This is a genomic window from Roseobacter sp. AzwK-3b, from assembly GCF_000170875.1.
GTDB classification, from domain to species: domain Bacteria; phylum Pseudomonadota; class Alphaproteobacteria; order Rhodobacterales; family Rhodobacteraceae; genus Roseovarius; species Roseovarius litoreus.
On sequence record NZ_ABCR01000015.1, the window covers coordinates 70,172 to 93,538 of the forward strand.

Here is a 23,367-nt window from a genome sequence, read left to right on the forward strand (position 1 = left end):
TCTCGGCGCACAGGCTAATCCGTCATGGGCAAGGATGCCACAAGAATTTGATCAAAAAAATCCGCAGTGAAACGGCGTCGGTATTCCGTCGGTGTGTCGGGCGCTGGCCGATCGACGTGGTGACCGGGGCGGGCGGGGGCCTCCGGCGGGGATATTTGGGGCCAGAAGAAACATGAGGCGGCGCGCGTTTCTTCTGGCTGGAAATATCCCGGGGGAGTCGTTGAAATCCCCCCTTGAGGGATTTCAACGGCGGGGGCAGGGCCCCCTCTGACCCGGTCTCAGCCCTGGACCGAGGCGCGGTGGATGCTGTCGATCGAGGCTGCGATGGTGTCGTTGAACGCGGCGTCGGATTGTTGGGCGGACAGGCCTTCGGTGAGCGCGCGGCTGAAGCTCGCGATCATGCCGGTGTTGCGGGCCAGCCGCGCATTGGCCTCGTCGCGGCTGTAGCCGCCCGAGAGCGCCACCACGCGCAGCACCCGGGGATGGGCGATCAGCGGCGCATAGAGGTTGTCGGTTTCGGGCAGGGTCAGTTTGAGCATCACCTGGCTGTCTTCGGGCAGGGCGTCGAGCTGGGCCGCGAGCGCGTCGCGCAGGAGTGTTTCGGCGTCGGCCTTGTCGGGAATGCTGATGGTGACTTCGGGTTCGATGATCGGCACGAGCCCGTGGGCGAGGATCTGGCGGCCGATCTCGAATTGCTGGGCGACCACGGCCTTGATGCCCGCCGGATCGGCGGCGTTGATGACCGAGCGCATCTTGGTGCCGAAGATGCCGGCTTGCACCGCGCGCGCGAGAAGCGCGTCGAGATCGGGCATCGGCTTCATCAGCTGCACGCCATCGCGTTCGTCCGCCAGCCCCTTGTCGACCTTGAGAAAGGGCACAACGCCGCGGTCTTCCCACAGGTAGGTGGCCGAGGGTTTGCCGTCGATCTGGCGGTCCATGGTCATCTCGAAGAGGATCGCGCCGATCACCTTGTCGCCGGTGAAGGCGGGGGCGCGGGCGATGCGCGAGCGCATCTCGTGGATGAGGTTGAACATCTGCTCTTCGCTGTCGTATTGGTCTTCCTCGATCCCGTAAAGGCGCAGCGCCTTGGGGGTGGAGCCGCCCGACTGGTCGAGGGCCGCGATGAAGCCGGGTGCGGTGCGGACCTGTTCGGTCTGGCGGTGCTTGGACATGAACGTATCCCCATGGACTGAAAAGTGACGGTAAGGTGACGGCAAGATCGTGGTGCGCCACCATATTTCCGGTGGTTCTAGGCGAGGGGCGGCGATGATGCAATCGTGGTCGCGCTAACAGCGCGGTGCCGGGGCGCGCGCCCCGGAGCACCGTCCCGGGATCAGCCGCCCAGGGCCGCGACGCCGGGCAGCACCTTGCCTTCCATCCATTCCAGAAACGCGCCGCCGGCGGTCGAGATATAGGTGAAATCCGCAGCGGCGCCAGATTTGTTCAGCGCGGCCACGGTGTCGCCGCCGCCTGCGACCGAGACCAGTTTGCCCGCCCGGCTGAGCGCCGCGGCATGGGCGGCGGCGGCGTTGGTGGCGGCATCGAAGGGCTCGATCTCGAAGGCGCCGAGGGGGCCGTTCCAGATCAGCGTGCGGGCCGCGTCGAAGGCGGTGGTGATCCGCGCCACCGATTGCGGGCCGGCATCGAGGATCATCGCATCTTCGGGGCAGGCATGGGCGGGCACGCATTCATGCGCAGCACCGGCCTTGAACGCGCGCGCCACCACAACGTCGGCGGGCAGAAGGATCTCGCAGCCCGAGGCGCCGGCGCGGGTCATGATCGAGCGCACGGTGCCTGCCATGTCATGCTCGCAGAGCGACGTGCCCACGGTCAGGCCTTGCGCCGCGAGGAAGGTATTGGCCATGCCGCCGCCGATCACCAGTTGATCGACCTTTTCCACCAGATTGCCCAGCAGATCGAGCTTGGTCGACACCTTGGCGCCGCCGACCACGGCCACCACCGGGCGCTGCGGCGCGCCCAGGGCGGCCTGAAGCGCCTGCAGCTCGGCTTGCATAAGGCGACCGGCGCAGGCGGGCAGCAGGTGGGCCAGCGCCTCGGTCGAGGCGTGTGCGCGGTGGGCGGCGGAAAACGCATCGTTGCAGTAGATGTCGCCGAGGCCTGCGAGGCGGCGGGCGAAATCGGGGTCATTGGCTTCTTCGCCGGGGTGGAAGCGGATGTTTTCCAACAGCAGCACGTCGGCGGCGCGGGCCTCGTCTGTGAGGTTCTCGGCGCCATCGAGCGTTTCGATGAAGGTGACCTTGCGGCCAAGCGCCTGTTCGAGGGCGGGCACCACGGGGCGCAGCGACAAGTCGTCCACCACCTTGCCCTTGGGGCGGCCGAAATGGGCGATCAGCATCGGCGTGCCGCCCGCCGCGAGAATGGCCTCGATCGTGGGCACGATGCGGGTGATGCGGGTGGCATCGGTGACGCGGCCGTTCTCGATGGGCACGTTGATGTCCACGCGGGTCAGCACGGTCTTGCCGGTCAGATCCATGTCATCGAGGGTTTTCCAGCTCATGCCTGAGGCCTCCTGCCTGTGCGAAACACGGGGTCTCTATTGGCGTGTCGGGGGCAGGGCGTCAACCTCTGCGCTTGGCAATCGCGGGGCGACGGCTTAGGTATCTGGCGACATCTCAGACAAGGAGGGCCAGATGGCCGATATCAAGGATCCCGAGAACACCATCCTCATCGAGTTGAAGGACGGCACCGTCACGATCGAGCTGCTGCCCGACATCGCGCCCAACCATTGCGAACGCATGAAGGAGCTGGCGCGCAGCGGTCAGTATGACAACGTGGCCTTCCACCGGGTGATCGACGGGTTCATGGCCCAGACCGGCGATGTGGCGAATGCCAATATGGAGAAGGATTACAATCCGCGCGCCGCAGGCACCGGCGGCAGCGACCTGCCCAATCTCAAGGCCGAGTTCAGCCGCATTCCGCATGATCGCGGCACGATCGGCGCGGCCCGCAGCCAGAGCCCGGACAGCGCCAACAGCCAGTTCTTCATCAATTTCAGCGACAACCATTTCCTCAACGGGCAATACACGGTCTATGGCCGGGTGATCTCGGGGATGGAGCATGTCGATGCGATCACCCGCGGCGAGCCGCCTGCGAACCCGGACCGGATGATCAGCGTGAAGGTGGCCGCAGATGCGTAAACTGGCGGTTCTTTTCAGCCTTCTGGCCAGCCCCGCGCTGGCCACGGGCCTGCAGATCGAGATCGCGGGCGAGGCCAATGGCACCGTCACGATCGACCTTTTCGAGGATGTGGCCCCGGGCCATGTGGAGCAGATCACGGCGCTGGCCGAGGCGGGCGCCTATGACGGGGTCGTGTTCCACCGGGTGATCGAGGGCTTCATGGCGCAGACCGGCGACGTGCAGTTCGGCAAGCTGGAGGGTGGCGACATGAACCGCGCGGGTATGGGCGGCAGTGAGCGACCGGACCTGAAGGCCGAGTTCTCGGATGTGGCGTTCGAGCGCGGCGTGGTGGGCATGGCCCGCAGCCAGAGCCCGGACAGCGCCAATTCGCAGTTCTTCATCATGTTCGCACCGGCCACGCATCTCAACGGGCAATATACCGTTGTCGGAGAGGTGACGGGCGGCATGGATGTGGTCGATGCGATCAAGCGCGGCAAGGGCCGCAACGGCGCGGTGATCGGTCAGCCCGACGTGATGCAATCGGTCACGGTCACCGACTAAGCGGATGCTTGCCGACGCCTTGGATATCGCCACGGGGTATGAGCCGCTCGATACGCTCAAGCCCGTGGCGGACGGGGTGTGGCTGATCGATGGGCCGGCGCTGCGCTGCGGGGGGGTGCCGGTGCCCACAAGGGCCACGGTGATCCGGCTGGAGACTGGCGATCTGTGGGTGCATTCGCCGACACGGCTGAGCGAGGGGCTGCGCGCGCAGATCGAGGCGCTTGGGCCGGTTGCGCATCTGGTCGCGCCGAACCGCTGGCATCATGCTCATATGCCCGATTGGCAGGCGGCTTTTCCACGCGCGCAAAGCTGGGCGGCGCCGGGGGTGGCGGGGCACGCAGCCCGGAGGGGCCATGCGCTTGTCATCGATCATGTATTGAAGGCCGACGGGGCCGAGGCGCCCTGGGCCGGGCAGATCGAGCAGATGATCGTGGGCGGTAGTCGGGATCATCGGGAGGCGGTGTTCCTGCACCGCGACAGCCGAACGCTGATCCTGACCGATCTCATTCAGGCTTTCGAGACGGCGAAGCTGCCGGTCTGGACGCGGCCGATCATCTGGATCGCGGGGGTGGATGACAGCGACGGTAGCATGCCGCCGCGTCTGCGCTGGAGGTATCGGGACAAGGCGGCGCTGGCCGAAAGTCTGGAGCGGATGATCGCATGGGCGCCCGAGCGGGTGATCCTGGCGCATGGCCGCTGGTATGAGCGGCGCGGCACCGCCGAGCTGGAGCGCGCCTTTCGCCGGTTGCTGAGGCATCGGCGGTGGGATCGGGCGATTTCGGACATGAAGAAACGGGACGGCGGCGCGCGGTAATCGGCGCCCATGGTCGTTCACGTTTGCGTGGGCCTGCTGTGCAGATGGGGCGCGGATGGGCATTCTTGGGGACAGCCCTTGAAGGAGTTGTGCGCGATGCCCCGCCTGCCGATATTGACCGCCATATTGGCGCTTGCCGCGCATATGGCCGTGGCTGATCCGGCCTTCTGGAAACATGAATGGCCGAAAACGGATTTTACCACCACCAGCGTCGAAAGCTGGGTCGAGATCGTCTCGGGTGGGCCGCCGAAGGATGGTATCCCCGCGCTGAGCGATCCGGAGTTCATCGAGGCTTCTGAAGAAACCCGGATCGGCGGGCGAGAGCCGGTCATCACGCTCAAGATCGCAGACGCCGTGCCGCGTGCCTATCCGATCCGCTATCTGACATGGCACGAGATCGTCAATGACGAGGTGGCGGGCGTGCCGGTGGCGGTCACGTTCTGCCCGCTGTGCAATTCGGGGCTGGTGTTCGACCGGCGTGTGGGGGCGCGCGTGCTGGAGTTCGGGGTGTCGGGGAAGCTGCGCCATTCGGACATGATCATGTATGACCGCCAGACCGAAAGCTGGTGGCAGCAGGCGGTGGGCGAGGCGATCGTGGGGGATCTGACCGGCACGGAGTTGCGGCAGGTGCCGGCATGGATGGAAAGCTGGGACCAGTTCCGCGCGCGCCATCCCGATGGGCGGGTCATGGCCGAGCCCGCCTATCCCCGGCGCTATGGCCATAATCCCTATGGCGGCTATGACGGGCTGACGCGGCCTTTTCTTTATAGCGGTGATCCGCCGCCGCATGGCATTCCGGCTCTGGCACGGGTCGTGCGGGTGGGGGACCGCGCCTGGCCGCTGGAGCGTGTGCGACGGCACGGCGGGTTGAGCGAGGAGGGCGTGGTGATCGGGTGGGAGGCGGGACAAGCCTCGGCGCTGGATACGGAGGTGATCGCCCAAGGCCGGGATGTGGGCAGCGTGCGGGTGCGCGACGCGCAGGGGCGCGATTTGCCGCATGATGTGATGTTCGCCTTTGCCTTCGATGCGTTCTGGCCCGAAGGGCGCTGGATGCTGGGGGAGTGAGGCGGTCGCGCGGGGTTAGAGCCCCATGGCGGACAGAAGGCTTGGGATCTGGTCCTTGAAGCGAAAAAACCCGTGGGTGGCATGGGGCCATGCGCGTTCGTCATAGGCGCGCAGGGGGCGGATCAGGGCGATGCTGTGGGGTGCCAGGGCCGCGTCGAGCTTGTCCAGAGCCTCGGCTGTGGGGCCGACGGGGGCATAGGGCGTCACGATCTGCTCGAGCCTTGAGGCGCGCGCCCAATCGGCGATGGCGTCCACTTGGTCGTGGTGCCCTGCATCCTCGCCCGAGCGGTCGCGCCAGCGGGTGGCTGTATCCTCGAGTGCTGCTGAGACGAAGGCGGTGACCTGAGGCGACACCGCAAGGGGGGATCGGGCGGATGTCGTCTGCAGGCGGATTTGCGACACGGGCGCGAGGCCTGTTTCGAACAGGTAGGCGGGGCTGAGATCATCCTCGTGCAGCAAGAGGCCCGAGCGACGCGAGGCTGTCCAGTGTGGCGAGACTGGCGCGGGGCGGCGGTGCGGATGATCGGGACCGGCAAGGGGCGGGGCCGCAGGGGCAAGGCCCGCAGGGTGAAAGCGGCGTTCGGTGTAGCGGGCGATATTGTCGGGGCGCGCAAGATAGGTCTTGCCGCGCGTCTGCAGCCCCGCGACCCACCGCCAGCCCAGTGTATTGGAGGCCGGATCGCCATCATGCAGGTGACGCAGGAAGAAATCCGCCCCCAGCTCCCATGGCAGGCCGAGGGTGAACACCCAGATCGAGGCGAACCACATGCGGGCATGGTTGTGCAGATAGCCCGTCTGGATCAGTTCATGCGCCCAGTGATCGAAGCCGTCGATGCCGGTCTGTCCGTTGCAGGCATCCGACCAGCGCTGTCGCAGACCGGATTCGACCTGGGTGCGGTTGAGTGCCGCGGCAAGCCCCGCGCGATAGGCGGTCCAGACGGCCGGGCGCATTTCCAGCCAGCCTTTCCAGTAGCTGCGCCAGAACACTTCCTGAATGAATTTTTCGGCCGCTTGCGGCGAGTGGCGGGCGAGCACGGTGCGCAGAACCTCGTCCTCGGTCAGGAGGCGGTGGCGCAGGTAGGGAGATAGGGTCGAGACATGCGAATGACGGCCCGGACCCAGATCATAATTGCGCAGCCGCGCGTAATCGCCGCCGGCTTTCGGAGCGAAGACACGCAACCGATCAAGGGCCGCGTTGCGCGTGGGTTCGAAACTTTGGGGCGTCGCCGATCCATCCATGCGGCGCGATCTAGCCCTGTCGCCCCGGCGATCAAGCGCAAAACAATCGGGGCCAGCCCCTTGCAGCGTGTGGGGCGCGGGACTAAGACTCCGTTAGCACCTGAGCGGTAAAGCTCATATCTTTATGACAGGCAGGCGGACATGACAGACCCTTATGAGACCTACATGAATACCCTCGTGCCGATGGTGGTCGAACAGACCAGCCGTGGCGAGCGGGCCTATGACATCTTTTCGCGCCTGCTCAAGGAGCGGATCATCTTCGTGAACGGCCCGGTGCATGACGGTATGTCGAGCCTGATCGTGGCACAGTTGTTGCATCTGGAGGCGGAGAATCCGGCGAAGGAAATCAGCATGTACATCAACAGCCCCGGCGGGGTGGTGACCAGCGGGTTGTCGATCTACGACACGATGCAATACATCAAGCCGAAGGTGAGCACGCTGGTGATCGGTCAGGCGGCCTCGATGGGGTCGCTGCTTCTGACGGCGGGCGAAAAGGGGATGCGGTTCTCGTTGCCCAACAGCCGAATCATGGTCCACCAGCCGTCAGGCGGGTATCAGGGCCAGGCGACGGACATCATGATCCACGCCGAAGAGACGCTGAAGCTGAAGAAGCGGCTCAATCAGATTTACGTGAAGCATACCGGCCAGACCCTCAAGAAAGTCGAGGATGCGCTGGAACGGGATAATTTCATGTCGCCCGAAGAAGCGAAAAACTGGGGTCTCATCGACGAGATCGTGGAAAGCCGCGTGAAAACGGACGACGAAAAGAGCTGATCCGGGGCGGCGTCGCCTTCCCGGAAGGCCAGCGAATTTGACATTGTGGTGCATGACCACCTGTCTTAAGCTGGCAAGAAACACGAGGATACCGGCCCGAAGGGGCCGGGAAACTGCTGGGCACGGCCCGAAAGGTACGCGATGTCGAATAACTCTGGCAGCGACAGCAAGAACACCCTGTATTGCAGCTTTTGCGGCAAGAGCCAGCATGAGGTGCGCAAGCTGATCGCGGGGCCGACCGTGTTCATCTGCGACGAATGCGTCGAGCTGTGCATGGATATCATCCGCGAGGAAACCAAGAGCGCCGGGTTGAAATCGACCGATGGCGTTCCAACGCCGCAGGATATCTGCGCCGTTCTGGATGATTACGTGATCGGTCAGTCGATGGCCAAGCGGGTTCTGTCGGTGGCGGTGCATAACCACTACAAGCGTCTGAACCACTCGGGCAAGAACGATATCGAACTGAGCAAATCCAACATTCTGCTGATCGGTCCGACGGGCTGCGGCAAGACCCTGCTGGCGCAGACGCTGGCGCGGATTCTGGATGTGCCCTTTACCATGGCCGATGCGACCACGCTGACCGAGGCGGGTTATGTGGGCGAGGATGTCGAGAACATCATCCTCAAGCTGCTGCAGTCGAGCGAATACAACGTGGAGCGCGCGCAGCGCGGCATCGTCTATATCGACGAGGTCGACAAGATCACCCGCAAGTCGGAAAACCCGTCAATCACCCGCGATGTGTCGGGCGAGGGGGTGCAGCAGGCGCTTCTGAAGCTGATGGAAGGCACCGTGGCCGCCGTGCCGCCGCAAGGCGGGCGCAAGCATCCGCAACAGGAGTTCCTGCAGGTGGACACGACCAACATCCTGTTCATCTGCGGCGGTGCGTTCGCCGGGCTTGACCGGATCATTTCGCAGCGTGGCAAGGGCAGCGCGATGGGCTTCGGCGCCGATGTGCGCGACGTGGACGCGCGCAACACCGGAGAGGTGTTCAAGGATCTCGAGCCTGAGGATCTGCTGAAATTCGGTCTGATTCCGGAGTTTGTCGGACGTCTGCCGGTGATCGCGACGCTTGAGGATCTGGATGAAGAGGCGCTGGTCACCATCCTGACCGAGCCGAAAAACGCCCTGATCAAGCAATATCAGCGTCTGTTCGAGCTGGAAAACGCGCAACTGACCTTTACCGATGATGCGCTGACGGCGATTGCGCGTCGGGCCATTGCTCGTAAAACCGGTGCGCGGGGGCTGCGCTCGATCCTTGAGGATATCCTGCTGAACACCATGTTCGAGCTTCCGGGTATGGAAGGGGTCGAGGAAGTTGTGGTCAACGAAGAGGCGGTGAATTCGGATGCCGCCCCGCTGATCATCTATGCCGACCAGAAAAAAGAGGCGACGTCGGCCAGCTGAGCCGCGCCGCGCCGTGCAATATCGAAGGCCCGCGGGATCATCCTTGCGGGCCTTTTTGATGCCGCGCCGCAAGGTCGTGCCGGCCGCAGCTTGGGCATGCAACCGGCACTGGACCTTTGGCGCCGATTGCGCCATATCAGGGACAGTATATCGGAGGTCTTCATGGGCATTCTCAACACCCTTCTGCGATCGGTCACATGGTGGAACGGGCAGACGCTCAACACTCAGTTCTACACCTGGCGCAAGGGCGTGAAGGTGGGCGAGGACGATCAGGGCAACAGCTTCTATGTCTCGCGCGATGGCAAGAAGCGGTGGGTGATCTTCAACGGCGAAGCCGAGGCAAGCCGCGTGAGCCCGGATTGGCATGGCTGGCTGCATCACACGTTCGACGAGGTGCCGTCGGAAAAGCCGCTGGCGCGCAAGCCGTGGGAAAAGCCGCATGAGGAAAACCTGACGGGGACCGCGCTGGCCTATGCGCCGGCCGGATCGATCCGGCGGACCGCCCCTGTGGAGCGCCGCGATTACGAACCCTGGACCCCGGAATAAAGGCAAGCGGATCATGTCGGAAAGCACCACGGAAGTCATCGTTGGCGGAGCGGTTCTGGCCGTGGCTGTCGGATTCCTGGTCTATGCCGGTCAGGTCACGGGCGTGTCGGGCGCGGCAACGGAATACCCGCTGAGCGCCAGTTTCCGAAGTGCCGATGGGGTCGATGTGGGCACGGATGTGCGCATGGCCGGGGTCAAGGTCGGGCGCGTCACCGCGGTGGAGCTGGATCCCGAGACCTATCGCGCGAAGACCACATTCACCGTGACCGAAGGGATCGCCGTGCCCGATGACAGCGCCGTTGCGATCAGCTCGGAAGGGTTGCTGGGCGGCAATTTCGTGGAAATCCTGCCGGGTGGCTCGCCCTTTACCTTCGAGCCGGGCGACGAGATCGAATTTACCCAAGCGTCGGTCAGTCTTGTGTCCTTGCTGATGAAATTCGTGGCCGGTGACGAAGAGGGCAACGGTCAATGATCCTCAGGGCAGCGGCCTTGGGGCTGGGGCTTGGCTTGGTGCCGCTTGCCGCAAGCGCGCAGGATGTGGAGATCGGAACCGGGGCCGCCTTGCGGGGTCTGGACAAGATCAACGGCGATACGGTCGACATGATGCTGGCCACGGGCGAGAGCGCGGAGCTTGGCAATCTCGAGGTCACGCTTGGCGAGTGCCGATATCCGGCGGGGGACGCGGCGTCGGATGCCTTTGCCTATATCACGGTGCGTGATCCAAGGATCGGCCAGCCGGTTTTCGAAGGCTGGATGATCGCCTCATCGCCTGCGTTGAACGCGATGGAACATCAGCGCTATGACGTCTGGGTGTTGCGCTGCAGGACCGAGTGAGGCGAAGCACAGAGCGGCTGCGCGGTGATCGAGGCGGGCAAGTCCAGAGCCTCGCGCAATCTGGCGTGATAGTCTGAGCGGCTGATTTCGACGGCGCCCAGTGACGCCAGATGCGGCGTGATGAATTGCGTGTCGAACAGGCTGAAGCCGCAGCGCCGCAAATGATCGGTGAGATGCGCGAGGGCCAGTTTGGAGGCATCGGTGCGGCGCGAGAACATGCTTTCGCCGAAAAACGCCCCGCCCAAGGCCACGCCATAGACGCCGCCCGCCAAGGCGCCATCCTGCCAGATTTCCAGAGAATGGGCCGTGCCCATATGGTGCAATTCCATGTAAAGGCGGTGAATTTCAGCGTTTATCCAGGTTTCCTCGCGATCCGCGCAGGCGTTGAGGACCCCGGCGAAATCGGCATCCATCGTCACGCTATAGGCCGCCTGGCGCATCCGGCGCGCCAACGAGCGCGAGATATGGAACCCGTTCAGAGGCAAGACGCCGCGACGGCGTGGATCGACCCAGAAAATCTCGGGATCGTTGCGGTTTTCGGACATCGGAAAGATCCCGGCCGCATAGGCCTTGAGCAGCAACTCGGGCGTCAGATGCAGGGCGGGGTCGATCATGAGGATTTGTGGCACTTTCAGGACAGAACAGGACCGGGATTAACGCTTTGGTATCCTCTGCAGTGCTAGACCGGCAAGGGCATAAAGTGTTCCGCCTTGATCCTGAAGGCACCAGCGAAAGGCGGACCGCGTGCAACGAGCGAATGCAGCACTGCATTTCGCGAAAACCTGTGGCTCAGGTTTTTCGCGAAACGCTTCAGGTTGGAAAAGGCGATCTTGATGACAGGTCTGGATGAGGCGTCGGTGGGATTTTTTGGTGATGACGTGACCCTGGCGGCCAATCGGATGCAGGCGCGCCATGCGATGCTTGTGGATGGCTTCCGGCATGTGATCGCGGATTCGACGGTCTTGCTGCTTGGGGCCGGGGATGGCCGGTGGTGTCACGCCTATGCGGCGGCGGGCGCGCTTCGGGTGATCGGCGTGGAGGCGCGGCGCGCCGAGGTGGCGCGGTTCGGACGCTTGCCCGAGGTGGGGTTGCGCAGCCGGATCGAGATGCGATGCGCCGATCCGCAAAAGGCGCTGCGGGCCGAGGCCGCGGCAGGAGAGCGCCACGACGTGATCGCGCTTTTCGACATGCTCGAGGGATGTGCCGATCTGCCGGGGCTGTTGAGCATGGTGGCCAGGCTGCGCCCCAGACTGGTCATCGTGGACGGGCTGTTCGCGGTGAGTGAAGCGCCCGTCTTGCTGATGGAACATATCAAGCGGCCGGTCTGCGGTGCGCCGGGTCTGCGGCTCTTGCCCAGTCGTGGGGCGGTGGCGCTTTCGGCGCGGGTTGCCGGGTTCGAGCTTGACTGGATCGACTGGACGATGCTGCAGGCGCAGGCGCGGCTTGGCCTGTCGGATTATTTCCAGTCGGGCGCCAAATGCAGGGCGAGCTTTACGCTTGTTCCCGCACTCAGCCCTGAAGGTTCGTGAGCAGCCAGTTTTCCAGCCAATGGATGTTGTAATTGCCGGTTTGGATGTCCGGTTCCTGCAAGAGGGCATGAAAGAGCGGCACGGTGGTATCGACGCCATCGACGATCAATTCACCCAAGGCGCGGTTGAGCCGGTTCAGAGCGGCGTTGCGGTCGCGGCCATGCACGATCAGCTTGCCGATCAGCGAATCGTAATAGGGCGGGATCGTGTAGCCGTCATAGAGCGCCGAATCCATCCGCACGCCCAGACCACCGGGCGTATGAAACTGCGTGATACGTCCGGGGCGCGGCGAGAACTCGGGCAGTTTCTCGGCGTTGATGCGGACTTCGATGGCGTGGCCGTTGATGACCAGATCATCCTGGGTGAAGGACATCGGGTGTCCTTCGGCGACGCGGATTTGTTCCTGCACCAGATCGACACCGAAGATCGCCTCGGTCACGGGGTGTTCGACCTGCAGGCGGGTGTTCATCTCGATGAAGTAGAATTCGCCGTGTTCGTAGAGAAACTCGATCGTGCCGGCGCCGGCATAGTTGATCGCGGCCACGGCATCGGCGCAGGTCTTGCCGATGCGGGCGCGCTCTTCGGCGGTGATGCAGGGGCCGGGGGCTTCTTCGAAGACCTTCTGGTGACGGCGCTGCAGCGAGCAGTCCCGCTCGCCCAGATGGACCGCGCCGCCCTTGCCATCGCCAAAGACCTGAATTTCGATATGGCGCGGGGTCTGGAGGTATTTCTCGATATAGACTTCGTCATTGCCAAAAGCGGCCTTGGCCTCGGAGCGCGCGGTCATGAAGGCGCGTTCCATGTCGGCAGCGGTTTGGGCGACTTTCATGCCGCGCCCGCCGCCACCGGCGGTGGCCTTGATGATGACCGGATAGCCGATCTCTTCGCCAAGGCGCTTGGCTTCGGCCAAGGTAGGCACGCCGCCGTCCGAGCCGGGCACGCAAGGCACACCGAGGGCCTTCATGGTGTCCTTGGCGGTGATCTTGTCGCCCATGATCCGGATATGTTCGGCGGTCGGGCCGATGAAGGTCAGGCCGTGATCTTCGACGATCTGCACGAAATTGGCGTTTTCCGACAGAAAGCCATAGCCGGGATGGATCGCCTGGGCGCCGGTCACTTCGCAGGCGGCGATGATCGACGGGATCGACAGGTAGCTTTCGCTGCTTGGGGGCGGGCCGATGCAGACGGATTCGTCGGCCATGCGCACATGCATCGCGTCGGCATCCGCGGTCGAGTGTACGGCGACCGTGTGAATGCCCATCTCGCGGGCGGCGCGGATCACACGAAGCGCGATCTCGCCGCGGTTTGCCACCAGGATCTTGTCGAACATGCGTGCGCCCTTATTCGATGATCATCAGCGGCGCGCCGTATTCGACGGCCGCGCCATCCTCGACGAGGATGCGCTTTACGGTGCCACCACGGGGGGCGGGGATGTGGTTCATGGTTTTCATCGCTTCGACGATCAGCAACGTGTCGCCTTCGGCCACCTTGTCGCCGACGCTGACAAAGGAGGGTGCGCCCGGTTCGGCCTGCGTGTAGACGGTGCCGACCATCGGAGAGGTGACGGCGCCGGGATGGCTGGCGGGGTCTTCGACCGGGCCTGCATCAGCGGCCGGGGCCGGTGCGGGCGCATAGCCCGAATGCGCCGGGCCGGGGGCCGGGGCTGCGGGGGCGGCGACATGGGTTACGATCTCGGTCCGGCGGCTGACGCGCACGTTGAGGGCGTCATTCTCGCCGTATTCGCGTTTGACCTGCAATTCGGTCAGGTCGTTTTCATGCAGAAGCTCGGCCAGGGCCTTGATGAAGGCCACGTCTGCGTCATTTGTTTTGTTCGGCATCTGGTTCCTCGACGCTTTCGATGGCTGCCGTGGCGCCATCGCGTTTTTCGATTTTTGCCGCTTATAGGGCATGGCGCGGCCTGAGAAAAGCGGGCATTTCCCCTTGCAAAATGGTTACGCGCGCGCCTGATTGCGAGGCTTGCGGCCAAGAGTGCCGCACGGCGCCGGGATCAGAGTGGCATCCCGGAAAGCTTGGCGACCAGTTCGGCCAGCTTACGGGCATTGAATTTTTCGAGAAGGCGGGCGCGGTAGACCTCGATCGTGCGGTAGCTCAGGCCAAGTTCCAGCCCGATTTCCTTGGAGGTCATGCCACGGCAGGTGAGAATCGCGACTTCGCGCTCGCGCGCTGTCAGGGCCACAAGGGGGCGTTCTTCGGACAGATCGGTGAAGGACCACACGCCGCGCCGGAAAGGATCATCGGGGGTGACCGACTGGCCCCGCGCACGACACCAGAACAGCGTCCCATCGGCGCGTTTCATCACCCGTCCATCCGAGTAGCGCCCGGTGTCGCGCATGGCGGCCAGCGCGCGTTCCCCGATGCGCGCGTAATCCGCAATCGACGGGTAGTAGCGCGCCAGTGGAACACCGGTGAAATCCGAGACATCGCCGGTCGGCCCGCCGAAGGTCCGGGCGAATTGCAGGTTGCACTGCCGGATCACGCGGTTTTCCAGCACGGCAAGGCCGATGGGGGCGTTCTGAAAGGCGAGGGCCGAGATGTCCATGGCGCGACTATGGCCCGCGCCGGGAGGGGTTCCAAGGGGCATCGCATGCGCGGCGTTCTTGCCATCGGCGGTCATAGAGATTAGATGCGCCCCATGCGGTCGCAGCCTACCCGCTCAAAACAAGGACACAGGAATGAAGACTATCGTCATCTGCTCGGGCGGGCTGGATTCGGTATCGCTTGCCCACAAGGTCGCCGCCGAACATGAGCTGGCGGGACTTTTGTCGTTCGATTATGGCCAGCGTCATGCCAAGGAGCTGGATTTTGCCGCGCGCTGTGCGGAGCGCTTGGGTGTGGCGCATCGCGTGGTCGATCTGCGCGCTGTGGGGGCGGCGCTGACGGGCTCGGCGCTGACCGATGATCTGGATGTGCCGGACGGGCATTACGCCGAAGAGACGATGAAGATCACGGTCGTGCCCAACCGCAACGCGATCATGCTGGCCGTGGGGTTCGGCATGGCGGCCGCGCAAAAGGCCGACGCGGTCGCGACGGCGGTGCATGGCGGGGATCACTTCATCTATCCCGATTGCCGTCCCGATTTCATCGCGGCGTTTCAGGCGATGGAGGATCATGCGCTGGACGGGGTGGCCAAGGTGCAGCTTTACACGCCTTTCGTGACCGGCTCGAAGGCCGATATCGTGACCGAAGGCGCACGCCATGGCACGCCTTTTGAGGATACATGGTCGTGCTACAAGGGCGGTGAGGTGCATTGCGGGCGCTGCGGCACCTGCGTGGAGCGGCGCGAGGCGTTTCATCTGGCCGGGATTGCTGATCCCACCGTCTATGCCGATGCGGATTTCTGGCGCGCAACCGTGGGGGTGAAGTGATGTACACGATCACCAAGGAATTTCATTTTTCGGCCTCGCATCAGCTGTTTGGCCTGCCGGAGGATCATCAATGCGCAAGGCTGCACGGCCATAATTACATCGTCGTGGTCGAATTGCGGGCCGAAGACCTGAACGCGCATGGGTTCGTGCGCGATTACCTCGATCTGGCCGAGTTGAAGCGGTATATCGATGACAAGCTGGATCACCGGCATCTCAATGATGTGCTGGGCGACGATTGCGTGACCGCCGAACGCATGGCGCGTCATCTCTATGACTGGTGCGTGGGCAGATGGCCGGAAGTCAGCGCCGTGAAGGTCAGCGAGACCCCTAAGACATGGGCGGAATATCGGCCATGACCGAGGCCGCACCGATCCGGGTGTCCGAGATTTTCGGGCCGACGATTCAGGGTGAGGGCGCGCTGATCGGCGTGCCGACGGTATTTGTGCGCACGGGTGGATGCGATTACCGCTGTTCGTGGTGCGATAGCCTGCATGCCGTGGACAGCGCGTTCCGCGAGACATGGGCGCCGATGACCCCCGATGCGATCATGGCCGAGATCGAGAAACTGTCGGGCGGGCGGCCCTTGCTGGTGTCGTTGTCGGGTGGCAACCCGGCGATCCAGCCCTTGGGCGAGGTGATCCGGTTGGGCCATACGCGCGGCTATGGGTTTGCTCTGGAAACCCAAGGCTCGGTCGCGAAGGACTGGTTTTCCGAGCTGGATATGCTGGTGCTCAGCCCCAAACCGCCGTCGAGCGGGATGGAGGTGGACTGGGCCGCGTTCGATGCCTGCATTGCGGCGGGTCAGGGCGCGGACATGGTGATGAAGATCGTGATTTTCGACGAGACCGATTATGACTGGGCGCGGAAGGTGGCGGGGCGCTATCCGCAATTGCCGCTTTTCCTGCAGCCGGGCAATCACACCCCCCCGCCGCCGGGCGATGATGCGGCGCGGGTCGATCAGGACGGGCTTGATGCGCGGATGCGCTGGCTGGTGGATCACGTCACGCAGGATGGCTGGTTTGAGGCGCGGGTGCTGCCGCAGCTGCATGTGGCGCTGTGGGGCAACAAGCGCGGCGTTTGAGGAAAGGCACGCAATGAGCGACAATATCTATAAGGATCTCAAGCAGTTGGGCGGGGCGACGGTGGTGCCGCAGCGGCCCGAGGATGCCGAGTTGGAGCGGGTGGCCAATCCGCAGGCAGATGTGGCCTATAATGTGCGCTTTGTGGCGCCGGAATTCACCTCGCTTTGTCCGATGACCGGACAGCCGGATTTCGCGCATCTGGTGATCGATTACGTGCCGGGGGCGTGGTTGGTGGAGAGCAAGTCACTCAAGCTCTACCTGGGCAGTTTCCGCAATCACGGCGCGTTCCACGAGGATTGCACGATCAGCATCGCGCGGCGTCTGGCGGATTTCCTTGATCCGCAATGGCTGCGGATCGGCGGCTATTGGTATCCGCGCGGCGGTATTCCCATCGATGTCTTTTACCAGACTGGGCCGATGCCCGAGGGCGTCTGGATCCCCGATCAGGGTGTTCCGCCCTATCGCGGGCGCGGCTGAGCCCTTTTTCGGGGCGGCGGGATGATCCCCGCTGCCCCGCTTTGGGGTGTCAGCGGCAGGGCGCGTTGTAATATGTGCCGTCGCCGCGCGCATAGGCGCATTGACCGGTTGCGGTGTTGCGCGCGACCAGTGCCCCGGCCGCGGCCCCGGCCAGCGTCGACACCACGACCCAGTCGTTATCGGCTCCGAGCACCTTGGCGGTGATGAGGCCAAGCCCGCCGCCGATCACCGCGCCGGACACCTGGCGTTCTTGCTCGGCGGTTACGCAGCCGGTCAGGGCAAGACCGGCGGCAAGGGCTGTCGTCATGAGGGTTTTGCGCATATGGTATGCCTCCTGTTGATGCAGCTGAATTGCAATGCAGACCTAGTTTAGCACAAATGCCGGTGCTGTGTGGGAAAGCTCAGACCATGGGGGGCGGCGGTTTGCGACGCGCGCCCGATATCGCGTTCCCGGCGATGGCGCTCAGAAGGATCGCGCCGCCGGCAAGGGTATAGGGTGTCGCCGTCTCGCCCAGAAAGAACCAGACCCAGAGGGGGCCAAGCACCACTTCGGCCAGCGACAGAAGGGTGAGTTCCACCGCGGGCACGGTTTTCGAGCCGATGGTGTAAAGGATCAGCCCCGCGCCCACCTGAAACACCCCCATGCCGAGGGACAGCCCCGCGTCCTGAGCGCCGATCACCAGCGGCAGGCCCTGCCACAGGCAGATCGCGCCCATGATCGGTACCGCGAAAAGGCCAGACAGAAAGACCGCGGGCATCATCTCACCGGCCTTGCCCCATCTGAGGGCCACGGTGAATACCGCGAAGCCGAAGGCCGAGCCGAGCGCCGAGAGGTTGCCTTCGATCGCCGAAGGCGCGCCGAATTTGTCCCAGACCATGACGCCGATACCAATACAGGCCACGGCAATGGCGATCCATGTGGCCGGGCGGACGGATTCGCGCAGGATCAGCCTGCCAAGGATCGCCGCCATGAAAGGTGCTGTGGCGAACAGGAGCATTGCGTTGGCGACCGAGGTTGTCTGTACTGCGTGGATGCCGCCGGTATAGGCCGCCACCAGAGCCAGCCCGCCGATCACCCCGGCAAGGCCGGTGCGTCGGGCCAGAACGAACGGGTCCTGCCCGGTGCGCAGGCGGATCACCACATAGAGCAGCACCGACAGGCTGAGCGAGCGGTAGAACAGGATCTGCCAGACCACGGCCTCGTCCATCAGGCGAATACCAAGGCCCACCGTGGACCACAGCACGCCTGCGAAAAACACCATCGTCACGCCACGCATGTCACGCGCGGGCAGGTCGGGGGCGGTTGCGTGGGTCATCGGATCTCTTCCTCGTCGGGGATTTGCTGCGGCAGCGGGCTTCCCGGTATGAACAGGGTTTCCGCCACCGCGGCGGGCTGATCTGTGTCGCGACTGCCGCGCAGCTCACGATAGCCGAGGTATAGACCTCCGCACGCGATCAGCGCCATGCCGAAAAGCGTGTTGAGCCCCGGCACCTCGTCCCAGACCAGAAAGGCCACAAGCGTCGCGATGGGCAGATAGGTATAGTCGAACGGCGCCACGAGGCTGGCATTGGCCACCTGATAGGCGCGCGACAGCAGAAGATAACCGCCCATGCCAAGAAGCCCGAGAAGCGCAAGCGCAGGCAGGTCGCCGGGCAGGGCATGGGGCAGGCTCCAGCCCAGATGTCCGAATTCGGGCGCGACGGTGAAGATCTGGTTGAAGCCCCAGCCCATCGGCAGGATCATCAGGCCAGAAAAGCCCAAGGTATAAAGCCCCACCGTGAGCGTGCTTTCGCGGTCCCCGATCTTGCGCGCGATGATCTGCGATGCGGCATAGGTCACGGCGCATAAGAGCGGCAGGATTGCGATCCATGTGAAGGCATCGCTGGTCGGGTTCATGGCGATCAACACACCGGCGAAACCCACGATCAACGCGCCCAGACGATGCGGGCCGATCGTTTCTTTAAGCCAGAGCGCGGCCATCAGCGCGGTGATGAGGGGGGCGGCGAAGAAGATCGTGGTGACCTCGGCCAGCCCCATGAAGGGGAACGCCGCGTAGAACAGGGAAAATCCGATGGTGAATAGTGCCGCACGCGCAAGATGCAGCGGCCAGAGCGGGGTCAGCAGGCGATGCGGGCCGCCAAGCAGGATCACAAGCGGCAAAAGCACCAGCACCGACATCACCGATCGCACGAAAATCAGCGTCCAGATCGGATAGAGCGCCAGCATGGATTTCATCATCGCGTCCTGAGCGACGAAAAACAACGTGCCGATTTCCACGCAAAGAATGCCATGCAGGGCACGGGAGGGCAGACGTGGGCTGTCTGGTGCCAGCAACGACATGAGCGGGGCATCCGGGTTGTTCGAGGGGCGGGCACCGGATCGGCTGGCGCCACGCAGTCACGATAGTGCAGAGACGACCTTGGTCTCGCCCGTTTGCGACAAACGTAAACCCCCCGCAAGGCAGGGGCCTTGCGGGGGGTGTTTTCAGTGATGCCGCCGGGCCGACAGGGTGACCCCGCGCCGCGCCGGGCCAGTACCAGCGCCAGTGTCAGTGGCGGTTCATGCGGTTTTCGATCAGGTCGTCCACCACGCCCGGATCGGCCAGCGTGGAGGTGTCCCCGAGATTGTCGAACTCGTTCTCGGCGATCTTGCGCAGGATGCGGCGCATGATCTTGCCGGACCGGGTCTTGGGCAGGCCGGGCGCCCACTGGATGAGGTCAGGCTTGGCGATCGGTCCGATTTCCGTACGCACCCAGGTTTCCAGCTCCTTGCGCAGCTCTTCGGTCGGTTCTTCGCCGGCCATCAGGGTGACATAGGCGTAGATGCCCTGTCCCTTGATGTCATGCGGGTAGCCAACCACGGCGGCTTCGGCCACCTTGGCATGGGCCACAAGGGCGGATTCGACCTCGGCGGTGCCCATACGGTGCCCCGAGACGTTGATGACGTCGTCGACGCGCCCGGTGATCCAGTAATAGCCGTCGGCGTCGCGGCGGCAGCCGTCACCGGTGAAGTAATAGCCCTTGTATTGCTGGAAATAGGTGGCCTCGAACCGGTCATGATCGCCCCAGACGGTGCGCATCTGGCCCGGCCAGCTGTCCTTGATGGCCAGCACGCCTTCGGCCTCGGTGCTGTCGATCTCCTTGCCGGATTCGGTTTCCAGAACCATGGGCCGCACGCCGAAGAACGGCACGGTGGCGGAACCGGGTTTGGTTGCGATGGCGCCGGGCAGGGGGGTGATGAGGTGGCCGCCGGTTTCGGTCTGCCACCAGGTGTCGACGATGGGGCATCGGCCCTTGCCGATCACCTCGTTGTACCAGTTCCAGGCTTCGGGGTTGATCGGCTCGCCCACCGTGCCCAGAAGCTTGAGGTCCGACAGGTCGTATTTCGTCACGTAGTCATTGCCCTGACCCATCAGCGCCCGGATTGCGGTGGGGGCGGTGTAGAACTGGTTCACTTTGTGCTTTTCGCACACGGCCCAGAACCTGCCCGCATCGGGATAGGTGGGCACGCCTTCGAACATCAGCGTTGTCGCGCCGTTGGCCAGCGGACCATAGACGATATAGCTGTGGCCGGTGACCCAGCCGACATCGGCGGTGCACCAGAAGATATCGCCCTCGTGATAGTCGAACACGTATTCATGGGTCATCGAGGCCCAGACCAGATAGCCGCCCTGCGTGTGCACCACGCCCTTGGGCTGGCCGGTCGAGCCGGAAGTGTAGAGGATGAAGAGCGGGTCTTCGGCGTTCATTTCCTCGGGCGGGCAGTCGGCATCGACCTTCTCGAGCTCTTCGTGGAGCCAGTAGTCTCCGCTGGAGCGCCACGCGATCTGGTCGCCGGTGCGGCGCACCACGAGGCATTTCACGTCGTCCACGTCATGCAGCAGGGCCTGATTGACGTTGTCCTTGAGCTTGGTTTTGCGGCCCCCGCGCGGGGCGGTGTCGGAGGTGATGACCAGTTTGGCATCGCAGCCATTGACCCGCGCGCCAAGCGCATCCGGAGAGAAGCCCGCGAAGACGATAGAATGGATGGCGCCGATCCGGGCACAGGCCAGCATGGCATAGGCCGCTTCGGGGATCATCGGCATGTAGATCACAACGCGGTCGCCCTTGGAGATGCCAAGGTTCTTGAGCACGTTCGCCATCTTGCAGACATGCTCGTGCAGTTCGCGATAGGTGATATGCAGGGCGTCATCGCCGGGCTCGTCGGGCTCCCAGATGATAGCGGTCTGGTCGCCACGCGTGGCGAGGTGCCGGTCGATGCAGTTGGCCGAAACATTCAGGGTGCCGTCCTCGAACCATTTGATCGAGACGTTCCCGAAGTCGAAATTGACGTCATTAACCTTGGAGAAGGGCTTGATCCAGTCGATGCGCTTGCCGTGTTCGGCCCAGAAGGCGTCGGGATCTGCGATGGAAGCGGCGTAGAGATCTTGGTATTTCGCGGCGTCGATATGTGCCTTGGCAGCAAAATCGGCTGAGGGCGGATAGGTATTATCGGACATATCTGACCTTTTCTTTCTTCTATTCCGGGCGGAATGGTAAAGGCCCGCCGAACCGTGCGCAACCACGCCGACGGGCCGAGAGTGCGACGGTTTCAGATCGCGAGATATTCCGCGCGCAGTGCTTCGTTTTCAAGGACTTCCTTGGCCGAACCGTCGAACACGATCGAGCCGGTGTCGAGAATGATCGCACGGTCGGCGAGTTCCAGAGCGCGCACGGCGTTCTGTTCCACGAGGATCGTCGTCATGCCCTGTTCCTTGATGATGCGAAGGGTCTTTTCGATCTCGTCCACGATCACAGGGGCCAGCCCTTCGTAGGGTTCATCGAGCAGCAGAACCTTGATGTCGCGCGCAAGCGCGCGGGCCACCGCCAGCATCTGCTGTTCGCCGCCCGACAGGGTGGTGCCTTCCTGCTTGCGCCGTTCGGCGAGACGCGGGAAGAGCTCGTACAGGCGATCGAGCGACCAGCCGATCGGCGGGGTGATCTGCGCAAGCTGAAGGTTTTCCTCGACCGTGAGGCCAGAAATGATGCGCCGGTCTTCGGGCACCAGCCCGATGCCCGACACCGCCGCCTCATGGCTTTTCATGGAGTGGAGCGGCTTATGGTCGAGCCAGATTTCCCCATGATTGACCTGCGGGCTGTCCATCCGCGCGATGGCGCGCAGCGTGGTGGTCTTGCCTGCGCCGTTGCGGCCGAGCAGCGCCAGAATCTCGCCTTCGTGGACGTTGAAGCTGATGTTCTGGACGATGTAGCTTTCGCCGTAATAGGCCTGCATCTCCCAGACCGACAGGAAAGCCGGAGCGGTTTCGGCGTAGTTCTTGCCCTTTGAGAATTCCGGTTTGACGTTCATCTCGTGATCTCCTTTTTAAGCCGTTTCGCCAAGATAGGCTTCGCGCACCTTGGGATGGCCCTTGATCTTTTCCGGCGTATCTTCGACGAGCGGGGAGCCCTGCGCCAAAACGGTGATGCGTTCCGCAAGGCTGAACACCACATGCATGTCATGTTCGATGATCGCGATGGTGATGTCGCGCTCTTCCTTGATCTGTTTGAGCAGGTCGATGGTGTTGTTGGTGTCCGCCCGCGCCATGCCGGCGGTGGGCTCGTCCAGCAGCAAAAGGCGCGGCTTTTGCGCCAGACACATGCCGATTTCCAGACGCCGCTTATCACCGCGGCTCATCGAGGCCGAGTGGAAATGGAGTTTGTCCGCCATGCCAAGCTCTTCCAGCATGTGCTCGGCTTGTTCGATGACCTCTTTCTCGCTTGCGGTGTTTTCGATTGCATGCATGCGGAAGGCACCGTCGCGGCTGGCGAAAATCGGGATCAGCATGTTTTCCAGCACCGTCAGGTCGCCGAAGATCTCGGGTGTCTGGAACACCCGGGAAATGCCCATCTGGTTGATCTCATAGGGTTTGCGCCCCAGCACCGATTGCCCGTCGAACATGACGCTGCCGGTATCGGGGATCAGCTTGCCGATCAGCACGTTGAGCAGGGTGGATTTGCCCGCACCGTTCGGCCCGATGATCGCGTGGCAGGAGTTCTCCGCCACGCTGAGGTTGACGTTGCCCAGTGCCTGGAGACCGCCGAAGCGCTTGTTCACGTCCTTGACTTCAAGAATGCCCATTGTTCGGCTCTCCTTATTCGGCGGGTTCGGTTGTGGATTTCTTGGCGCCGTCCTGGACCTTGCGGCCCTTGAGAAGGCGGGAAATCCGTTGGCCTGCTTCGACCAGCCCACCGGGCAGGAAGATCACGACGGCCATGAACATCAGACCCAGTGTCAGGTGCCAGCCCTTGCCGATGAAGGGATAGACCATGCTGACCACGAAATCCTCGAGTCCATCAGGCAGGAACGCGAACCATGTGTGCAGGATGTCTGCGTTGATCTTGGACAGGATGTTTTCCATGTACTTGATGAGACCCGCGCCCAGAACCGGGCCGATCAGCGTGCCGACGCCACCGAGGATGGTCATCAGAACCACCTCGCCCGAGGCGGTCCAGAACATCCGCTCCGGTCCGGCAAGAGG

The 23,367-nt window shown here is 63.6% G+C and carries 27 protein-coding genes and 2 pseudogenes; 14 read left to right on the forward strand and 15 right to left on the reverse strand.

The window, feature by feature from the left end:
* Positions 1-278: 278 nt before the first annotated feature.
* Positions 279-1,172, reverse strand: coding sequence for a fructose bisphosphate aldolase (locus RAZWK3B_RS18930; protein ID WP_007818036.1), 894 nt, complete (start codon positions 1,170-1,172; stop codon positions 279-281).
* Between the two features lie 161 nt (positions 1,173-1,333).
* Positions 1,334-2,518, reverse strand: coding sequence for a phosphoglycerate kinase (locus RAZWK3B_RS18935; protein WP_007818037.1), 1,185 nt, complete (start codon positions 2,516-2,518; stop codon positions 1,334-1,336).
* Between the two features lie 133 nt (positions 2,519-2,651).
* Between RAZWK3B_RS18935 and RAZWK3B_RS18940 the strand changes: the two genes are divergently transcribed.
* From RAZWK3B_RS18940 to RAZWK3B_RS18955, 4 genes are all read left to right on the forward strand, one after another.
* Entirely contained in the window at positions 2,652-3,158 is a 507-nt protein-coding gene (locus tag RAZWK3B_RS18940; protein WP_007818039.1) for a peptidylprolyl isomerase, read from the forward strand.
* The gene (locus RAZWK3B_RS18945) at positions 3,151-3,699 is read left to right on the forward strand and encodes a peptidylprolyl isomerase (protein ID WP_007818041.1); all 549 of its coding nucleotides are present in this window, start codon (positions 3,151-3,153) and stop codon (positions 3,697-3,699) included. Before RAZWK3B_RS18940 ends, RAZWK3B_RS18945 begins: the two co-directional genes overlap by 8 nt.
* 4 nt (positions 3,700-3,703) lie before the next feature.
* The gene (locus RAZWK3B_RS18950) at positions 3,704-4,513 is read left to right on the forward strand and encodes a DUF4336 domain-containing protein (RefSeq protein WP_007818043.1); all 810 of its coding nucleotides are present in this window, start codon (positions 3,704-3,706) and stop codon (positions 4,511-4,513) included.
* 96 nt (positions 4,514-4,609) lie between these two features.
* Positions 4,610-5,578 carry a DUF3179 domain-containing protein gene (locus tag RAZWK3B_RS18955; RefSeq protein ID WP_007818045.1) on the forward strand — a complete coding sequence of 323 codons (969 nt, stop codon included), beginning with the start codon at positions 4,610-4,612 and terminating at the stop codon, positions 5,576-5,578.
* A 15-nt stretch (positions 5,579-5,593) separates the two neighbouring features.
* Here the strand turns inward: RAZWK3B_RS18955 and RAZWK3B_RS18960 are convergent, their stop codons facing one another.
* Positions 5,594-6,817 carry an FAD-binding domain-containing protein gene (locus RAZWK3B_RS18960; RefSeq protein ID WP_007818046.1) on the reverse strand — a complete coding sequence of 408 codons (1,224 nt, stop codon included), beginning with the start codon at positions 6,815-6,817 and terminating at the stop codon, positions 5,594-5,596.
* A 141-nt stretch (positions 6,818-6,958) separates the two neighbouring features.
* Here RAZWK3B_RS18960 and RAZWK3B_RS18965 point away from each other — a divergent pair, with 141 nt between their 5' ends.
* The 5 genes from RAZWK3B_RS18965 (at position 6,959) to RAZWK3B_RS18985 (ending at position 10,375) form a co-directional block, all read left to right on the forward strand.
* Positions 6,959-7,591, forward strand: a complete 633-nt coding sequence (locus RAZWK3B_RS18965; RefSeq protein ID WP_007818048.1) for an ATP-dependent Clp protease proteolytic subunit — start codon at positions 6,959-6,961, stop codon at positions 7,589-7,591.
* A 141-nt stretch (positions 7,592-7,732) separates the two neighbouring features.
* Positions 7,733-8,995 (forward strand): ATP-dependent Clp protease ATP-binding subunit ClpX, encoded by a 1,263-nt coding sequence (gene clpX / locus RAZWK3B_RS18970; protein WP_007818050.1) that lies wholly within the window; start codon positions 7,733-7,735, stop codon positions 8,993-8,995.
* A gap of 162 nt (positions 8,996-9,157) precedes the next feature.
* The gene (locus RAZWK3B_RS18975; protein WP_007818053.1) at positions 9,158-9,541 is read left to right on the forward strand and encodes an NADH:ubiquinone oxidoreductase subunit NDUFA12; all 384 of its coding nucleotides are present in this window, start codon (positions 9,158-9,160) and stop codon (positions 9,539-9,541) included.
* A gap of 13 nt (positions 9,542-9,554) precedes the next feature.
* Positions 9,555-10,013, forward strand: coding sequence for an outer membrane lipid asymmetry maintenance protein MlaD (gene mlaD, locus RAZWK3B_RS18980; protein WP_007818055.1), 459 nt, complete (start codon positions 9,555-9,557; stop codon positions 10,011-10,013).
* A complete protein-coding gene (locus RAZWK3B_RS18985; protein WP_007818056.1) occupies positions 10,010-10,375 on the forward strand; it encodes a DUF2155 domain-containing protein in 366 nt (121 codons plus the stop codon). Before mlaD ends, RAZWK3B_RS18985 begins: the two co-directional genes overlap by 4 nt.
* On the opposite strand, the gene aat is transcribed toward RAZWK3B_RS18985, so the two are convergent.
* The gene (gene aat, locus RAZWK3B_RS18990; protein WP_007818058.1) at positions 10,339-10,989 is read right to left on the reverse strand and encodes a leucyl/phenylalanyl-tRNA--protein transferase; all 651 of its coding nucleotides are present in this window, start codon (positions 10,987-10,989) and stop codon (positions 10,339-10,341) included. The two genes, RAZWK3B_RS18985 and aat, sit on opposite strands and share 37 nt — an antisense overlap.
* Before the next feature lie 219 nt (positions 10,990-11,208).
* Here aat and RAZWK3B_RS18995 point away from each other — a divergent pair, with 219 nt between their 5' ends.
* Positions 11,209-11,904 (forward strand): class I SAM-dependent methyltransferase, encoded by a 696-nt coding sequence (locus RAZWK3B_RS18995; protein ID WP_157132331.1) that lies wholly within the window; start codon positions 11,209-11,211, stop codon positions 11,902-11,904.
* On the opposite strand, the gene accC is transcribed toward RAZWK3B_RS18995, so the two are convergent.
* The 3 genes from accC to RAZWK3B_RS19010 form a co-directional block, all read right to left on the reverse strand.
* Positions 11,885-13,234, reverse strand: a complete 1,350-nt coding sequence (gene accC, locus RAZWK3B_RS19000; protein WP_007818062.1) for an acetyl-CoA carboxylase biotin carboxylase subunit — start codon at positions 13,232-13,234, stop codon at positions 11,885-11,887. The two genes, RAZWK3B_RS18995 and accC, sit on opposite strands and share 20 nt — an antisense overlap.
* A gap of 10 nt (positions 13,235-13,244) precedes the next feature.
* Positions 13,245-13,742: an acetyl-CoA carboxylase biotin carboxyl carrier protein gene (accB, locus tag RAZWK3B_RS19005; protein ID WP_007818064.1), complete on the reverse strand. Its 498-nt coding sequence runs from the start codon at positions 13,740-13,742 to the stop codon at positions 13,245-13,247.
* 170 nt (positions 13,743-13,912) lie between these two features.
* Positions 13,913-14,458 (reverse strand): LuxR C-terminal-related transcriptional regulator, encoded by a 546-nt coding sequence (locus RAZWK3B_RS19010; RefSeq protein WP_037296287.1) that lies wholly within the window; start codon positions 14,456-14,458, stop codon positions 13,913-13,915.
* 139 nt (positions 14,459-14,597) lie between these two features.
* On the opposite strand from RAZWK3B_RS19010, the gene queC reads away from it, so the two are divergent.
* From queC to queF, 4 genes are read left to right on the forward strand one after another with little or no spacing between them, the layout of a single operon-like run.
* The gene (gene queC, locus RAZWK3B_RS19015) at positions 14,598-15,290 is read left to right on the forward strand and encodes a 7-cyano-7-deazaguanine synthase QueC (RefSeq protein WP_007818068.1); all 693 of its coding nucleotides are present in this window, start codon (positions 14,598-14,600) and stop codon (positions 15,288-15,290) included.
* Positions 15,290-15,646, forward strand: a complete 357-nt coding sequence (gene queD, locus RAZWK3B_RS19020) for a 6-carboxytetrahydropterin synthase QueD (protein WP_007818070.1) — start codon at positions 15,290-15,292, stop codon at positions 15,644-15,646. Before queC ends, queD begins: the two co-directional genes overlap by 1 nt.
* The gene (gene queE / locus RAZWK3B_RS19025; protein ID WP_007818072.1) at positions 15,643-16,371 is read left to right on the forward strand and encodes a 7-carboxy-7-deazaguanine synthase QueE; all 729 of its coding nucleotides are present in this window, start codon (positions 15,643-15,645) and stop codon (positions 16,369-16,371) included. The genes queD and queE overlap by 4 nt, the downstream gene beginning before the upstream one ends.
* A gap of 13 nt (positions 16,372-16,384) precedes the next feature.
* Positions 16,385-16,849: a preQ(1) synthase gene (queF, locus tag RAZWK3B_RS19030; RefSeq protein WP_007818074.1), complete on the forward strand. Its 465-nt coding sequence runs from the start codon at positions 16,385-16,387 to the stop codon at positions 16,847-16,849.
* Between the two features lie 49 nt (positions 16,850-16,898).
* Here the strand turns inward: queF and RAZWK3B_RS19035 are convergent, their stop codons facing one another.
* From RAZWK3B_RS19035 to RAZWK3B_RS19065, 8 genes and pseudogenes are all read right to left on the reverse strand, one after another.
* Positions 16,899-17,171, reverse strand: coding sequence for a hypothetical protein (locus tag RAZWK3B_RS19035; protein WP_007818075.1), 273 nt, complete (start codon positions 17,169-17,171; stop codon positions 16,899-16,901).
* Positions 17,172-17,250: 79 nt separating this feature from the next.
* Positions 17,251-18,165 carry a DMT family transporter gene (locus tag RAZWK3B_RS19040; protein WP_007818077.1) on the reverse strand — a complete coding sequence of 305 codons (915 nt, stop codon included), beginning with the start codon at positions 18,163-18,165 and terminating at the stop codon, positions 17,251-17,253.
* Positions 18,162-19,190 carry a DMT family transporter gene (locus tag RAZWK3B_RS19045; RefSeq protein WP_007818079.1) on the reverse strand — a complete coding sequence of 343 codons (1,029 nt, stop codon included), beginning with the start codon at positions 19,188-19,190 and terminating at the stop codon, positions 18,162-18,164. Before RAZWK3B_RS19045 ends, RAZWK3B_RS19040 begins: the two co-directional genes overlap by 4 nt.
* Before the next feature lie 208 nt (positions 19,191-19,398).
* On the reverse strand, positions 19,399-21,348 hold the full coding sequence (gene acs / locus RAZWK3B_RS19050) for an acetate--CoA ligase (RefSeq protein ID WP_007818081.1): 1,950 nt from the start codon (positions 21,346-21,348) through the stop codon (positions 19,399-19,401).
* Positions 21,349-21,440: 92 nt separating this feature from the next.
* The gene (locus RAZWK3B_RS19055; RefSeq protein ID WP_007818084.1) at positions 21,441-22,196 is read right to left on the reverse strand and encodes an ABC transporter ATP-binding protein; all 756 of its coding nucleotides are present in this window, start codon (positions 22,194-22,196) and stop codon (positions 21,441-21,443) included.
* Between the two features lie 15 nt (positions 22,197-22,211).
* A complete protein-coding gene (locus RAZWK3B_RS22025) occupies positions 22,212-22,433 on the reverse strand; it encodes an ABC transporter ATP-binding protein C-terminal domain-containing protein (RefSeq protein WP_502685152.1) in 222 nt (73 codons plus the stop codon).
* A gap of 15 nt (positions 22,434-22,448) precedes the next feature.
* Positions 22,449-22,967, reverse strand: a pseudogene (locus RAZWK3B_RS19060) (ABC transporter ATP-binding protein); the annotation flags it as partial.
* A gap of 13 nt (positions 22,968-22,980) precedes the next feature.
* A pseudogene (locus RAZWK3B_RS19065) lies at positions 22,981-23,367 on the reverse strand (branched-chain amino acid ABC transporter permease); the annotation flags it as partial.

What these genes read in the sequence shown, in the direction of transcription:
- RAZWK3B_RS19055 (WP_007818084.1), bottom strand. Translation starts at nt 22,196, where the DNA reads ATGAACGTCAAACCGGAATTCTCAAAGGGCAAGAACTACGCCGAAACC.
- RAZWK3B_RS19040 (WP_007818077.1), bottom strand. Translation starts at nt 18,165, where the DNA reads ATGACCCACGCAACCGCCCCCGACCTGCCCGCGCGTGACATGCGTGGC.
- mlaD (WP_007818055.1), top strand. Translation starts at nt 9,555, where the DNA reads ATGTCGGAAAGCACCACGGAAGTCATCGTTGGCGGAGCGGTTCTGGCC.
- RAZWK3B_RS18985 (WP_007818056.1), top strand. Translation starts at nt 10,010, where the DNA reads ATGATCCTCAGGGCAGCGGCCTTGGGGCTGGGGCTTGGCTTGGTGCCG.
- RAZWK3B_RS19035 (WP_007818075.1), bottom strand. Translation starts at nt 17,171, where the DNA reads ATGCGCAAAACCCTCATGACGACAGCCCTTGCCGCCGGTCTTGCCCTG.
- RAZWK3B_RS18935 (WP_007818037.1), bottom strand. Translation starts at nt 2,518, where the DNA reads ATGAGCTGGAAAACCCTCGATGACATGGATCTGACCGGCAAGACCGTG.
- RAZWK3B_RS18995 (WP_157132331.1), top strand. Translation starts at nt 11,209, where the DNA reads ATGACAGGTCTGGATGAGGCGTCGGTGGGATTTTTTGGTGATGACGTG.
- RAZWK3B_RS18955 (WP_007818045.1), top strand. Translation starts at nt 4,610, where the DNA reads ATGCCCCGCCTGCCGATATTGACCGCCATATTGGCGCTTGCCGCGCAT.
- RAZWK3B_RS18940 (WP_007818039.1), top strand. Translation starts at nt 2,652, where the DNA reads ATGGCCGATATCAAGGATCCCGAGAACACCATCCTCATCGAGTTGAAG.
- accC (WP_007818062.1), bottom strand. Translation starts at nt 13,234, where the DNA reads ATGTTCGACAAGATCCTGGTGGCAAACCGCGGCGAGATCGCGCTTCGT.
- RAZWK3B_RS18950 (WP_007818043.1), top strand. Translation starts at nt 3,704, where the DNA reads ATGCTTGCCGACGCCTTGGATATCGCCACGGGGTATGAGCCGCTCGAT.
- aat (WP_007818058.1), bottom strand. Translation starts at nt 10,989, where the DNA reads ATGATCGACCCCGCCCTGCATCTGACGCCCGAGTTGCTGCTCAAGGCC.
- RAZWK3B_RS22025 (WP_502685152.1), bottom strand. Translation starts at nt 22,433, where the DNA reads ATGGCGCGGGCGGACACCAACAACACCATCGACCTGCTCAAACAGATC.
- RAZWK3B_RS18930 (WP_007818036.1), bottom strand. Translation starts at nt 1,172, where the DNA reads ATGTCCAAGCACCGCCAGACCGAACAGGTCCGCACCGCACCCGGCTTC.
- RAZWK3B_RS18960 (WP_007818046.1), bottom strand. Translation starts at nt 6,817, where the DNA reads ATGGATGGATCGGCGACGCCCCAAAGTTTCGAACCCACGCGCAACGCG.
- RAZWK3B_RS19045 (WP_007818079.1), bottom strand. Translation starts at nt 19,190, where the DNA reads ATGTCGTTGCTGGCACCAGACAGCCCACGTCTGCCCTCCCGTGCCCTG.
- queD (WP_007818070.1), top strand. Translation starts at nt 15,290, where the DNA reads ATGTACACGATCACCAAGGAATTTCATTTTTCGGCCTCGCATCAGCTG.
- queC (WP_007818068.1), top strand. Translation starts at nt 14,598, where the DNA reads ATGAAGACTATCGTCATCTGCTCGGGCGGGCTGGATTCGGTATCGCTT.
- RAZWK3B_RS18945 (WP_007818041.1), top strand. Translation starts at nt 3,151, where the DNA reads ATGCGTAAACTGGCGGTTCTTTTCAGCCTTCTGGCCAGCCCCGCGCTG.
- RAZWK3B_RS18975 (WP_007818053.1), top strand. Translation starts at nt 9,158, where the DNA reads ATGGGCATTCTCAACACCCTTCTGCGATCGGTCACATGGTGGAACGGG.
- acs (WP_007818081.1), bottom strand. Translation starts at nt 21,348, where the DNA reads ATGTCCGATAATACCTATCCGCCCTCAGCCGATTTTGCTGCCAAGGCA.
- queF (WP_007818074.1), top strand. Translation starts at nt 16,385, where the DNA reads ATGAGCGACAATATCTATAAGGATCTCAAGCAGTTGGGCGGGGCGACG.
- RAZWK3B_RS18965 (WP_007818048.1), top strand. Translation starts at nt 6,959, where the DNA reads ATGACAGACCCTTATGAGACCTACATGAATACCCTCGTGCCGATGGTG.
- accB (WP_007818064.1), bottom strand. Translation starts at nt 13,742, where the DNA reads ATGCCGAACAAAACAAATGACGCAGACGTGGCCTTCATCAAGGCCCTG.
- clpX (WP_007818050.1), top strand. Translation starts at nt 7,733, where the DNA reads ATGTCGAATAACTCTGGCAGCGACAGCAAGAACACCCTGTATTGCAGC.
- queE (WP_007818072.1), top strand. Translation starts at nt 15,643, where the DNA reads ATGACCGAGGCCGCACCGATCCGGGTGTCCGAGATTTTCGGGCCGACG.